The organism is Sphingomonas chungangi (genome assembly GCF_013778325.1).
Taxonomy (GTDB): domain Bacteria; phylum Pseudomonadota; class Alphaproteobacteria; order Sphingomonadales; family Sphingomonadaceae; genus Solisphingomonas; species Solisphingomonas chungangi.
The window spans coordinates 427792-440435 of the sequence record NZ_JACEIB010000003.1 but is presented as its reverse complement, the minus strand read 5'-3'; the positions used below and the strand labels follow the sequence as shown (position 1 = coordinate 440435).

The 12644-nt window shown below is 65.1% G+C and carries 14 protein-coding genes; 7 read left to right on the top strand and 7 right to left on the bottom strand.

What is annotated here, in order from left to right; all coding sequences use genetic code 11:
* Positions 1 to 63: 63 nt before the first annotated feature.
* Positions 64 to 1122: a class I SAM-dependent methyltransferase gene (locus HZF05_RS06390; RefSeq protein WP_160363530.1), complete on the top strand. Its 1059-nt coding sequence runs from the start codon at positions 64 to 66 to the stop codon at positions 1120 to 1122.
* A gap of 15 nt (positions 1123 to 1137) precedes the next feature.
* On the opposite strand, the gene HZF05_RS06385 is transcribed toward HZF05_RS06390, so the two are convergent.
* A complete protein-coding gene (locus tag HZF05_RS06385; RefSeq protein WP_160363529.1) occupies positions 1138 to 1965 on the bottom strand; it encodes an SDR family NAD(P)-dependent oxidoreductase in 828 nt (275 codons plus the stop codon).
* Between the two features lie 125 nt (positions 1966 to 2090).
* Between HZF05_RS06385 and HZF05_RS06380 the strand changes: the two genes are divergently transcribed.
* Complete coding sequence (locus HZF05_RS06380; RefSeq protein ID WP_160363528.1) at positions 2091 to 2918, top strand: SDR family NAD(P)-dependent oxidoreductase; 828 nt, start codon at positions 2091 to 2093, stop codon at positions 2916 to 2918.
* Positions 2919 to 2938: 20 nt separating this feature from the next.
* On the opposite strand, the gene HZF05_RS06375 is transcribed toward HZF05_RS06380, so the two are convergent.
* Positions 2939 to 3643 carry a TetR/AcrR family transcriptional regulator gene (locus HZF05_RS06375; protein ID WP_160363527.1) on the bottom strand — a complete coding sequence of 235 codons (705 nt, stop codon included), beginning with the start codon at positions 3641 to 3643 and terminating at the stop codon, positions 2939 to 2941.
* Positions 3644 to 3704: 61 nt separating this feature from the next.
* On the opposite strand from HZF05_RS06375, the gene HZF05_RS06370 reads away from it, so the two are divergent.
* From HZF05_RS06370 to HZF05_RS06360, 3 genes are all read left to right on the top strand, one after another.
* Positions 3705 to 4634 (top strand): Rieske (2Fe-2S) protein, encoded by a 930-nt coding sequence (locus HZF05_RS06370; protein WP_160363526.1) that lies wholly within the window; start codon positions 3705 to 3707, stop codon positions 4632 to 4634.
* A gap of 18 nt (positions 4635 to 4652) precedes the next feature.
* The gene (locus tag HZF05_RS06365) at positions 4653 to 5729 is read left to right on the top strand and encodes an aromatic ring-hydroxylating oxygenase subunit alpha (RefSeq protein ID WP_160363525.1); all 1077 of its coding nucleotides are present in this window, start codon (positions 4653 to 4655) and stop codon (positions 5727 to 5729) included.
* Between the two features lie 171 nt (positions 5730 to 5900).
* Positions 5901 to 6962: an LLM class flavin-dependent oxidoreductase gene (locus tag HZF05_RS06360; RefSeq protein ID WP_160363524.1), complete on the top strand. Its 1062-nt coding sequence runs from the start codon at positions 5901 to 5903 to the stop codon at positions 6960 to 6962.
* On the opposite strand, the gene HZF05_RS06355 is transcribed toward HZF05_RS06360, so the two are convergent.
* Complete coding sequence (locus HZF05_RS06355; RefSeq protein WP_160363523.1) at positions 6956 to 7765, bottom strand: SDR family oxidoreductase; 810 nt, start codon at positions 7763 to 7765, stop codon at positions 6956 to 6958. The genes HZF05_RS06360 and HZF05_RS06355 overlap by 7 nt on opposite strands.
* Before the next feature lie 133 nt (positions 7766 to 7898).
* Here HZF05_RS06355 and HZF05_RS06350 point away from each other — a divergent pair, with 133 nt between their 5' ends.
* Together HZF05_RS06350 and HZF05_RS06345 are read left to right on the top strand one after the other, a co-directional pair.
* Positions 7899 to 8306: a VOC family protein gene (locus tag HZF05_RS06350; protein WP_160363522.1), complete on the top strand. Its 408-nt coding sequence runs from the start codon at positions 7899 to 7901 to the stop codon at positions 8304 to 8306.
* Positions 8307 to 8341: 35 nt separating this feature from the next.
* On the top strand, positions 8342 to 8839 hold the full coding sequence (locus tag HZF05_RS06345) for a nuclear transport factor 2 family protein (protein ID WP_160363521.1): 498 nt from the start codon (positions 8342 to 8344) through the stop codon (positions 8837 to 8839).
* Here HZF05_RS06345 and HZF05_RS06340 read toward each other — a convergent pair.
* The 4 genes from HZF05_RS06340 to HZF05_RS06325 all read right to left on the bottom strand — a co-directional run bounded on the left by HZF05_RS06340 (position 8836) and on the right by HZF05_RS06325 (position 12525).
* Entirely contained in the window at positions 8836 to 9897 is a 1062-nt protein-coding gene (locus HZF05_RS06340) for an alpha/beta fold hydrolase (protein WP_160363520.1), read from the bottom strand. The genes HZF05_RS06345 and HZF05_RS06340 overlap by 4 nt on opposite strands.
* Before the next feature lie 20 nt (positions 9898 to 9917).
* Entirely contained in the window at positions 9918 to 11021 is a 1104-nt protein-coding gene (locus HZF05_RS06335) for an ecdysteroid 22-kinase family protein (protein ID WP_246331643.1), read from the bottom strand.
* Between the two features lie 166 nt (positions 11022 to 11187).
* Positions 11188 to 11700, bottom strand: a complete 513-nt coding sequence (locus HZF05_RS06330; RefSeq protein ID WP_160363519.1) for a VOC family protein — start codon at positions 11698 to 11700, stop codon at positions 11188 to 11190.
* A gap of 39 nt (positions 11701 to 11739) precedes the next feature.
* Complete coding sequence (locus HZF05_RS06325) at positions 11740 to 12525, bottom strand: SDR family oxidoreductase (RefSeq protein ID WP_160363518.1); 786 nt, start codon at positions 12523 to 12525, stop codon at positions 11740 to 11742.
* Positions 12526 to 12644 lie beyond the last annotated feature (119 nt).

Genomic DNA, 12644 nt, shown 5'->3' with positions numbered 1-12644 from the left:
CGCGGAGCACAGGCCTGCCTGCCGGCAGGTGAAATCATGCCTCCGCTGCCGCTATATCGGGTCATGACAGAAGATCGCCGACCACATATCGCCGCGATGCTGGGCGGTGGAGACTACAACCTCAATTCAGCGCTTCAGTCCTCCAATCTGCTATCGGCGGTCCCGCTGCTCGTCGAGGCCGCCCGGTCGATCGCAACCGGGCCAAGCCGGCCCATCGTGCTGGCAGATTATGGCGCATCGCAAGGCCGCAACTCGATGCTTCCCGTCTCGGCCGCGATCGATGCAATGCGGGCCGGATGGGAATCCGCCGGCCCGATCACGATCGTGCACACCGATCTGCCGTCGAACGATTTTGCCTCGTTGTTCGCGATGCTCGAAGAGGACGATGCCAGCTACCTGCGGGGTCGCGCAGGACTATATCCGGCGGCGATCGGCCGATCCTATTTCGACACGATCCTCCCGCCGGACAGCGTCGATCTCGGCTGGAGCTCCAACGCGCTGCACTGGCTGAGCCATAATCCGGTCGATGTGCCGGATCACGGATGGGCCATTCTCAGTGCGGACAAGGGCGCACGCGATGCGGTGGATGTCCTACTCGCGGAAGACTGGGAACGTTTCCTGCGGGCGCGGGCCGTCGAGCTGCGTTCCGGGGCGAAACTGGTCTGCCAGTTCATGGGACGCGGGCCCGACGGTCACGGCTTCGAATGGATGGCGTCCGCCTTCTGGGAGAGCTGGATGGATCTGGCGCGGGACGGCCTGCTGTCACCCGAAGAATTGCTCGCTATGACGGCACCCTCCGCGGGGCGATCGACGGCGCAGATCGAGCAGCCTTTCGCCGGCGGGTCGTTCGAGGGGTTGAGGCTGGAGTTCATCACGACGATCCAGGCGCCCGATCCCTATTGGGATGCCTATCAGGACGACGGTGACGCGGAGCAGCTCGGGCGATCCTGGGCGAGCATGATGCGCGCCGCGAACGGCCCGAACTTCGTATCGGGCCTGTCTCCGACGCGCGACAAGGCCGCCTTGCTGGACGCGATGAGCGACCGCCTGGCCCGGCGTATCGCGCAGGCGCCGCAGCGCAGCCGGTCCTACAACGTCATGCTGGTCCTGGCGAAGGATTGACGGCTCTGACCGGGCTCACTCCTGCTTGATCATCCCCGCTCCGCCCGACATCTTCAGTACGTCAGCGAACGGGGCTGCATGCGCCGTCATCCCGCCATCAACAGCCAGCGTGGCGCCCGTGATGAAACGCGCCGCATCCGACGCGAGAAACGCGACCGGCTCCGCAATATCCTGCGGATCGGCGACGTAGGGCGTCAGATGGTGGCCGGTGAACAGTTCCAGCATGGCGGGCTCGGTGGAAGCGGCGACGGGCGGCGTCATCACCATTCCCACGATCAGGGAATTGGCGCGAATGCCCTGCTTGCCATATTGCGTCGCGACGTTGAGCGCGAGGTTGATCAGCGCAGCTTTGGAAGCGCCATAAGCCGGCAGCCCGAGGTCCCCCTGCACGCCCCGGCCGGACGCGATCATGACGATCGATCCGCCACCGCCCTCGATCATGTGGGGAATCGCCGCCTTGCAGAGCAGCGCGGGCGCGATGGTGTTGATCTTCAGCACGCGCTCCCAGGTCGGGCCGTCCATCTCGGTGATGTTGGCATCCTTGGCGAGCGTCGCGGCGTCCGTAACGGCCGCGTTGTTCACGAGAACGTCGATCCGGCCGAACGCCGCGATCGCGGCCTCCACGATCTTCTGCGGGGTCGCGGTATCGGCGAGATCTCCGAATACCGGAGCGACATCGCCGCCTGCGGCCCGGATGGCGTCCGTCGTGCCCTGGGCGCTGGCCTCCCGGCTGGCCGAGACCACCACCTTGGCCCCACGCTCCGCCAGCACGTGCGCGATCCGCTGGCCGATGCCCGAACCCGCGCCCGTGACGATCGCGACCTTGCCTCTCAGAGACTCCATATCCCGCTCCATTCGTGATGATGGACCCTCGCTATCGTCGTCGGGCGCAAGCGTACCTCCCCGAAGATGGGTGGCACCTGGCCCCAGCGACCTTCAGATCGATCCGAAACGACGGGAGAGAGACGATGACGCGGGCGTTGGAAGGCAAGGTCGCGATCGTCACCGGTGCCGGGCAAGGGATCGGCACCGTCGTCGCGACGCTCCTCGCGCAACGGGGCGCGACCGTCATTCTCGCCGATATCGATGCCGATCGCGTCGAATCCTCCGCTTCCGCAATTCGAGAGGCTGGGCTCAAGGCGGTCGGTCTTTCTTTCGATCTCGCTCAGGAAGACGAGATCGCCGATGCCGTTCGCCGCATCGCCGCCGACCATGGCCGCATCGACATCATCCACAACAATGCCGCACTACAAACAGAGAGTCAGCGCAACAGGGATCTGGACGTCGTCCAGCTCGATACGCATGCGTGGGACATGGCCTTCGCCGTGAACGCGCGCGGCCCGATGTTGCTGTGCAAATATGCTCTGCCGACGATGATCGACGGCGGAGGCGGCTCGATCATCCATTCCGCCTCCGGTTTCGGTCTGCTCGGCGAGACGACGTTGACCGCTTATGGATCGAGCAAGGCCGCGCTGATCAACCTCAGCCGCTTCATAGCCACCCAATATGGCAAGCGCAGGGTTCGTTCGAACGTGATCGCGATCGGCTTCGTGCTGAGCGAGACCGCGATCGAGACGACGCCGCAGGCGGTCAAGGACATCCTGCTCGCGCATCACCTGAGCCCCGAGCTTGGCGCACCAATCGACATCGCCAACGTGGTCGCGTTTCTCGCGTCGGACGAAGCGCGTTTCATCAACGGCGCGATGATCCCGGTCGACGGCGGCTTCACCGCACACCAGCCGTCCATGGTGGATTTCGAGCGGCTGTTCGCGGCGGCGGGCAGCAGCAAGCTCTAGCGCGGTCGAAGAGGCACGCCCTATCCGTTCCCGCCCAGCAGGCCGGCGAGCAGGAAGTCGGCAAGCTCGCGGACCTGCCGCTGCGTCTGCCCAGGATCGCGCTCCCATTCCTCGCCGATCTTTTCGAGCATCGGCCGCGCGGCGAAGTAGAAGCCGGCCCCCTGCACCAGCATCACCATGAAGGCCGTCGACGAAATGCGGCGCATCGGATGCGACGCCGCAACGCTCTCGAACAAGGCGTCGAGCTGCTGCTTGAACGGGCGGATGTACGATTCGACCAGATAGTCTAGTCGCCAAGTGGCGCGTCGCCCCTCGGCATAGGCGATACCGACGAAATCCGGATTTTCTGCCGTCCAGCCGCAAAAACGTTCGACGACCAGCCGCAACCGCGCCTCGTCGTCGAGCGCTTGCTCGTCGAACGCGGCGAAGACCGGGCTACCAAATCGGGCGACCCGCGCATCGACCGCGCGGCGCCAGAGATCCGCCTTCGAGCCGAAGCGGACATTGAGCAGATTGTGGCTGACGCCGAGCTGCTTGGCGAGTTCGCGGACCGTCGTCCCCTCATAGCCCAGCGCGGCGAACGCCGAGAAGGCAGCGTCGAGCACGCGCTGCTCGGGAACGGCATGCGCCGCGTTGCTGGCCGGGCGGCCGCGCCGACGCACGACGTCGGGCTCTGGCGGAGCGGACGACGATGGACGCGATACGGGCGATGCGGCGACGGTCATATCTCCTCTTGACGATTAAATTGTCGTATGTCAATTTTGATCGATAGGAAGAGGGATGTTCATGGCGACTCGCGTCTCAGGTACATGGTGGACCGTCGCGCTGAGCGAGGAAGTCACCTCGAAGAAGCCGCTAGCGGTCGATATCGACGACCAGCCGGTGGTGCTGTGGCGCGACAATCAAGGCATGGCGCGCGCGCTGGAGGATCGCTGCCCGCACCGGCGCGCGCCGCTGTCGCTGGGCTGCATCCGGGACAATGGCTGGATCCAGTGCGGCTATCATGGCTGGAGCTACGACGGCGAGAGCGGCCGGCTCAAGGAAATCCCCAACATGAAGGACGACCAGCGCTTTCCGCCGGTCTATCGCGCCCGCGCCTTTGCGGTGGCGGAAAGCGGCGGCTTCGTGCGGGTGAGCCTGGATACCGATACGGTGCCGCCCGCCGCGACGGATCATGCGATGCCGCTGTCCGGCACGTCGCACGTCGCGCTGGGGCAATCGGCCTATCTCGATGCGCTCTACGATGCGCCGGGCCTGCTAATCGACATCAAGGGCGTGCAGTTCACGCCCTATCTGATGTCCGAGCTTCATGAGGAAGATGGGCTTCTGGTGATGGAGCGCAATTGCCAATGGGGCAAGCTGCACTGGCCGTCCTTCGCCAGCGCCGAATTCCCGATCACCGTTCTTACCCGCACGCACCCTGCGACCGGCGAGACCGAACTGACGCTGCGGGACGATGCGTTCAACACGCTGCTGACGGCATGTCTTGCTCCCGTCCCCGCCGCGCGGGGTGTGACGCAGGTGCGCTGGCGGGCCGAGATCGGCAAGACGCTGAAGGGCTATCATGCCAGGCGGCTCGGCCGGGGCACCCCCTTCGCCGTGCGCGAAGCGATCGATGCCACCGCGCTACGAGTCGTGAAGCCGTCCGTGTCGCTGCACGGCCATCAGTTGGTCGGTGCGATGGCTACCGCCGCAGACATATCCGCCGCCGCCTGAACCGCCGAGGAGAAGATGATGCTCGAAGCTGCTGATCGCCCGATCGAGGCCGACAACGATCCGGCTGGAGGCCCTGCCCGCCCGGCCGCGCCCAAGCTCAACGCGGTCAACAACTGGGTCCCGCACGACATCGTCATGCGCGACACCTGGTTCCCGATCGCGCATGCTCCGCATGTCGGCAAGAAGCCGCTGCGCCGGGCGGTCTACTCGCATCCTTATTTCGTATGGCGCGAGAATGGCGTCGCGGTGGCCTCCGAATTCCACCCCAACGAGATCGCGACCCGCGAGAAGAGCTCCTATACCGACGCCGCCGGCCGTTATCCGGTGATGGAGCATTATGGCGTGATCTGGGCCTGGTTCGGCAATCCCAAGGCAGCCGACCCCGCCCATCTGCCGAGCCTCCCCTTCCTCCCTCCCAAAGGTGGTCTGCCCGGCTACATGACCGCGACCGTGCGCTTCGATTGCTCGGCGCCGATCAGCCTGGAAAACCTGATCGACCTCACCCATGCCGATTTCCTCCACGCCGATGTCGTCGGCGACGAGAAGTCGGACAGCGAGACGATCGAGACCTTCTACGACAGCGAGACGATCACGATGGTGCGCACCTGCATCAACAAGTCGGTCGCGCCTGTGATGAAGTTCTTCTCGGGCATCCGCCAGCCGACCCAGAATATCCGGCAGGTCATCCGTATCTATCTGCGGAGCCATGCCGCAATCGCCTATGGCCGCTTCACGCCCGGCGACGATGTGCCGCTGTTCCACCCCTGCACGCCCGAGACGCGCGATCGGACGCGGATGGAGATGGTGATGAACACCTCCAACGCCGGTTTCATGTTCCGTCACGTCATGCCCAAGGCCGGCTACAAGGTATCGCGGCAGGACAGTTCGATGACCTCGCCCCAAAGCCCGCGCTACATGCTGCCGACGCCGCGCAAGGATCTCCATTCGAAGTTCGACCAGGCGGGGCAGCGTTACCGTCTGCTGATGATGGATCTGGCCGAGCGGCAAAAGGGCGGCGATTTCGACTATCGCGACAATGTCAGTGCCGATTGCAGCGACATCATCGGGCTGCGCAAGGAGCTCTTCCAGTTCTGAGCATGGTTCACCGCTGACCTTCGAGATGCCCTCCGTCGCAAATGGAGGGCATCTTCATATCATCTTTCCGCCGCCGATCGAAAGGCAGGGTCGCCGCGCGCCCGGTTCCGGCAGATCAGCCCCGCAGCAGCGGCGGTGTCGCAAGCACAGCCCACCAGGGAGAGGAACTCCATGTCCACCAAGGCCAATGCCGTCGGTGCCCCCCGCCGCTTCTGGGGCACCATGCCCGTGCTTCCCGGCCCGATGCTCACGCAGACGGTGCAGCAGATGGAGGCCAGCGGCTTCGAGGGCGTGTTCGTCCTGCAGATCTACGGCCCGCCCTTCGTGCCGCTCGCCGCCGCGTCCACCGTCACCGAAGCGCTGAAGCTCGGCACCGGCATCGCGGTCGCCGGCACACGCAGCCCGCTCGAGACCGCCTATGCGGCGATCGAGCTCGACCGGATCAGCGGCGGCCGTTTCATCCTCGGCCTCGGCAGCAGCATTCCTTCGATGGTCGAAGGCTCCTACGGCATGCCCAAGGCCAAACCGCTCGGCCATATCCGCGAGACTGTGGATGTGATCCGCTACATCATCGCCAACGGCCACAAGGGGCTTGATCCCTACCACGGCACCTATTTCAAGGCCGATTTCGCCGAGATGATGAAGACCGAGCCGCCGGTGCGCGAGCGCATCCCGATCTGGATCGCGGCGCTCCAGGAGAAGATGACCGATCTCGCCATCGAGATAGGCGACGGGTTGATGGTCCACGCGCTCTGGTCCGCCAATTTCACCGCCAAGGTGCAGAAGCCGGTGATCGAGGCGGCGCTCGCCAAACATGGCCGCAAGCGCGAGGACATCGAGATCAACGCCTGGCCGTGGATCGCGATCAATCCAGACAAGCAGCAGGCGATCGACGACGCGCGCGCAACCGTCGCAGCCTATTCGGGCTACAAGCAATACGAACCCTTCTTCGAGAAGCAGGGTTTCGGCGATCAGGCGCGGGCGTGCCAGCTCGCGCTCGGCGATCATGGCGACGTGTCTTCGGTGATCGGCAACGTACCCGACGAGATGGTGCTGGCCTTCTGCGCCTGCGGCCCCGTCGAGGAGGTGGTGGAACAGATCGAGCCCTATTGGGACGTGGTCGATTCACTCGCGCCGATGACGCCCTATCGCAACCTCTCGATGGAGAAGCTGCATTATTATTATGGCGGCCTGTTCGAGCTGGTCGCCGCCGCGCGGGCTTCGGCTCAATAGTAGATTTCCAGCCGTCCGCCGTCGACCAGCATATACTGGCCGGTGATGTAGCTTGCGAGCCTGGAACAGAGGAACACGCATAGCGCGGCGACCTCTTCCGGCCGGCCGAAGCGCTTCATCGGAATGCGGTCGATCAGTCCGGCCAGGAATTCCTCATAGCTTTGATTGACCGCCGCCGCACATACCCGAAAGAAATCCTCATAGCTCGCGCCGGTGTCGATGAAGCCCGGCGGCACCGTGTTGACCGTGATGCCAAACGGGGCAAGCTCGTCGGCCACGCTGCGGCTTAGACCGAGCCCGGACGGCCGCACCGTGTTCGCGAGCACATAGTCGAAGCCCAACGTCGCGCGGCGGCCGGGCAGCCGGCCGTGGCCGGAACCGACGGTGACGATCCGGCCCCATTGCCGATCCTTCATCGCCGGCGTGACCGCGCGGACGAAATGCGCGAAGCTGGTGACGACGTTGTGGAACGCCTCGGCGAAATCCGCGTCGGTCTTCTCGCTGAACTTGCCGGATGCCGGGCCGACCGGCGAGAAGATCGCGATGTCGGGTGCGTCGAACGCAGCCGTCGCCTGCTCGACCATATAAGGATAAGCCCCGGTTTCGGTCAGGTCGGCGGAGACGCCGGCCGCTTCGCCTCCTGCCGCCCGGATCGCGGCCACTGTCGCGTCGATCCGCTCCCGTCCGCGCGCGACCACCACGACACGGGCGCCGTTCCTGCCCAGTTCCTCCGCGATCGCACGTCCGATCCCGTTCGAGCCGCCGGTAACCAGTGCGGTCTTGCCTGCTATGCCGAGATCCATCTGCCTCACCTCTCTGCGTGGCGTGTCGTGGGCCGCCTTCCCGCCATCTCGAAGCAAGGTGATCGGGCCTCACCTGCCGTCGGTTAGGCGCGTGCGGGGCAACGCCGTGATCCCGTGGCGCAGGGAGAGCAAAATGACCGCGTTGCAGCTCGATCACGTCAATATCCGCACCGCGCGGCTGGCTGATTGCGTCCATTTCTACGGCTCCGTGCTGGGCCTGCGCGTCCAACCTCCGCCGATGGCGGATGATACGAGCAACGGCGCCTATGTCTGCGACGCAACCGGCCATCCGGTCGTGCACCTGGTGGGCACCGATATCGTCGTGGACGGGAACGGAACTGTTCGAGGCGCCGCGCAGCGAGGCATGATCGACCATTTCGCGCTGCGTTGTTCTGGCGATCCCGCACCATATGCGGAACGTCTCGTGGCCGCCGGCGAGACGTTCGATCGAATGGATGTGACGCAGATCGGCATGCATCTCATTTTCGTGCGCGATCCCAATGGCGTGATGGTGGAGCTCGGCTTCCCGCTGGCCGACTGATGCGCGCAGGCAGCATTTCCGAAACGAGGACCGACATGACCGACGCCTACGCCCAAGTCGCCGACAAGCAGGCGATCGCGGACCAGCTCTGCAACTATGCCCGCGCCATGGACCGCATCGATCGCGACCTCGGCTACGCCGTCTGGCACGATGACGGCACGGCGCGCTATGGTGAGATGTTCGAAGGCTCGGGCCGCGATTTCGTGGATTGGGTGTGCGGCACCCACGCGCAGATGATCGCGCATGTGCACCGCATCACCAATATCCTCATCATGCTCGACGGCGATAGCGCCGCGAGCGAGGCCTATGTTCATGCGACGCTGCGTTTCGAGCAGGATGGCGCATTGATGCAGGGAACTGTCTTCGGTCGGTATCTGGATCGATGGTCGCGCCGCGACGGGCGATGGGCGATCGACCATCGCGACTACCTCCAGGATATCGACGAGTTGCGCCGGGTGGAGGCGCCGCTCGTCGGCGCGTTCGGCGGGCGGCGCGACGGCGGGGACCCCTCCTATGCGGTACTCCGGCGCTAGACCGTCATGGCCCGCATCCGCGCCACCCTGTCGCCCCAGCTCTGGATATGCTCCCAGAACAACAGGCGCGTGCTGGCGAAATTGTGCATGTGCGCCATGCGCGGGCAGACGTAGACGCCGATATCGATCGCGCTCTTATAGGCTTTGGGCTCGGCCCATGGATCGGGCACCACGTCGCGCTCGCCCACCGCCACCAGCACCGGCACGAGGATCGATGCCGCTTCCAGCGCGACCGCCCCGGGGGCAACCATATATACGCCGCAAGGCGGAGTCGTGGCCGAGCGCCAGATCGGCAGCGGATCGACGGTGCCGGCCGAAGCCGCCATGTCGAGCGCGACGATGTCCGCCGGCTCGTCGTCATAATGGAACGACCATTGGAAGGGATGCTCGCCGCACTGCGCCGCCTTGCGGAGCGCTTCCCCGTCGCCCAGCTTGGCACCTTCCGCGGATGCCATGGCCGCCGCGTTCATCACCCTCGGGCTGTCGAGCGACTGCCGCCGCGAAATCCAGGGCCAGGCGGCCTCCGGCTGGCCCGGCCGCGTCGGCACGACGGTGTGGATGCCGCTATAACCGAGGATGCCCACCGCATCGAACGTCTCGTGGTTGCCCTGGGCGACGATCGTGAAGCACCCGCCCATCGACTGGCCGATGCCGATCTTCGTCGCCCCCGTGACGGGCTCGAGCCCCGGCGCCAAAGTACCCTTCTCGAGCCGCGTTATCACTTCGCGCACCGCAGCGTCGTTGGCCGCCGCGACATTGTCGAGATCGAGCGCATTGCCTTCCGGGATCGTCGATTCTCCGAAGCCGAGATGGTCGCACGCGACGACGATCCAGCCGCGATCGCAGTGATAGGCCGCCTCGCCGCCAGCCGAGCCGTCGAGCATGTCGTGCGTGTAGTAGCGACGATTATAGCCGCCGCCGGGATAGGCGAAGCAGATCACCGGCGGATCGGCAAGCGCGCCATCGTCCGGCAGGCACACGGTGACCGCGGTGTGCGCCGGCGTGCCGAGCCCTGCCGCCTCGGTCACGTCGATGGTCAGCTCGATTGGCGCCTTCATGTGTCATCTCCCATCATCGTTCAGCGCACCGCATCGACCAGCTTCGCGGTGTCGTGATCTTCATAGGCCGTGGTCAGACGAAGATGGTTCATCACGTTGATTTCCCACCCGTAATTCACCACTGGCGTGGTCAGCCAGCCGATATATACGCCCCACACGAGCGCGCGCCGATACTCAAGCCAGGACTCTTCGAAACCGGGCGCCGATGCGACGCCGGCCTGCGCCAGCCTGTCCAGATAATATGCGAGCAATTCCTGCTCGTGATTGCGCCGGTCCTCGATCGAAAGGCCGGTCGTGACGAAGTAATTGACGTCGTGCATGGGATACCCGCGCACCATCAGCTGCCAGTCGAGCAGACCGGCCTTGCCGCCCGGCAATTGGTATGTGTTGCCGAGATGAGTGTCGCCGTGCAGCAGCGTCTGCGGCAGACGCGACTGATGACGCTGGACCGCCTGCGTACCGGTGAGCAGATCGGCGGCGCTGGTCCGCAATCGCTGCACCATCTCGCGCTTGAAGTTCTCGGCCTCGACCTCGTGCGCGATATGGTGGGGCGCGAGGTTGTTCATGAGATGCGCGACATCGCCGCTCAGATGCGTCTCCACCCAGGCGAGATCGCCCGAGAAACGCGGAGATTCCCAGAAGCGGGCGTGCAGCGCGGCCAATGTGTCGAGCAATGCGCGGATGTCGTCCGGAGTGGTCCGGACGGTGGTATTGGGGAAGGTTGCGCCGCGCGCGGTCAGGTCCTCAAGGATCAGTCCGAAGCATGTCGTTTCGGGATCATAGCCGCCGCCGAAGCAGCGCGGCGCTTCGAGCGTCAGTTCCGGGCGGATGCGGCGATAGAAGGCGACCTCGTTGGCGTAGAACGGGCCCATGATCCTGTCGACGGCGCGCGTGAGCTTGACGACGAGGCGCGTCGGAAGATCGATCGGAGAGCCTGCGGCGTAACGAACGTCGATCACCACGCGGCCGGCCGTCGACACCATCTGTTCGCCATAGGTCTTGGCTTCGACGATCTCGACCGTTTCGATCACGGCACCGGGCGTCGCCTCGGCCAGCAGCCCGTTCAGGTAGCTGGGCGTTATACCCTCGTTAGATGTGGGATGCGCGTGCATCACGGCCATCATGCGCCTCTCTCCGTCGTTCGAGCAGATTGCAGCGCCCAGCCCGTTCGCCGCCTACCGAAGGATAGAGCCGCCGCGATCGGCACGGCGGATCAGCCGCTCGCGCCGCAACCGTCTGATCCGGCCGACAACGCTATCGACCCTATCATCGCAGCCGGCTAAGCCCGCCTCAGGTGACAGCCGCTGGTGGGAAGGTCGGCGTCGCCGCCAGCATGTTTGCGTAGAGTTCGGGCGCGAGCCAGACATGCTCGACATAGTGACCGAGCGTTGCGCGTTCGTCGGTATAGAAGAACCGCAGCTGATCGCCCAGCGCGCCCTCGAACACGATCGGATGTCGATCGAAATCGATCGAGGCCAAATGCGCGTCCCAATTGGCGAGCGGGCCGTCGATGCGGATCGCGACATGGTGGAAGCGGATCGCCAGCCCGGGGCCATCGGGCAGCACGTCCTTGAACAACGGCGCGGTATCCCCGATCGGTTCGATCAGTTCGATCTCGATCCCGCCGACGCGCGCGAGCCCGATCTTGAGCTGCGGGCCCCCCGCATCGGCACCGGTGCCGACGTTGGTGAACTGGTAGAAGCCGGGCGCGTCATATTCCTTCTGAAAGGCATCGGACGCGGCCTCGATGTCGTTGGTCACATAGGCGACCTGGCAATGCTGTGCATTGGGGCGAGCGAACATCTCGATCCTTTCGTTCTGCCGTTCCGGCTGGTCGTGCCGTCAGTTCGCCGTCATCTTGCCGCCGTCCACGACAAGCGTATCGCCGGTGTGATAGGAAGAGGCATCGCTGGCGAGATAGACGCAGGCGCCCTCCAGGTCGGCCGGCTTGCCGATGCGACCGAGCGGCGCCTTCGCGGAGACGGCCGCGGCAATCATTTCGCCGACCTCCTTGTTCGCGAAGGTCATCTCGGTCTCGATGAAGCCCGGCGCGATCACGTTGCAGCGTATGGCGTGCGGACCGAGCTCGGCGGCGAGGGTCTTGGCGAGCGAGTTGAGCGCGCCCTTCGCGATGGCATAGTGGGCCAGCGTCGGCACACCCTGGAAAATCGATCCGCTGCCGCAGACGATCAACGAGCCGCCGGGGTCGCCGGCTGCGGCACGATCTACCATGTGCTTTGCACCGGCGCGCAATGTGAACACCGCGCCATCGAGATTGATGTCGATCAGTTCGCGATAGGTGGTGCGATCCATCTCGACGAACGGCACCTGGGTTGCGATACCGGCATTGGCCACCACGACGTCGAGCCGGCCCATCTCGGCGACGATACGGTCGACCCCGGCGTCGATTGCGGCATTGTCCCGGACGTCGATCGCATCGGTCATCACGCGGACGCCATATGCGCGCAGCTTGGCGGCGGCTTCCTCGTTCTTGTCGGCGCGCCGGCCCCAGACGACGACGTCGCTGCCGGATCGGGCGAGGCCTCGCGCAAATCCGAAACCAAGCCCGGAATTGGCCCCCGTCACGAGCGACACCTTGCCCGTCAGATCGAAGATATTCTCAGGCACGCCGTCCTCCAAAACTCTGTCACCACCGTGGCCGGCGGATGCTGCCTGACGGTGTAGTGTGCGAGCAATGCGACAGTCTTGCTGCACTCCGCCATTGCCATCGCGCGACGGCCTCGCAG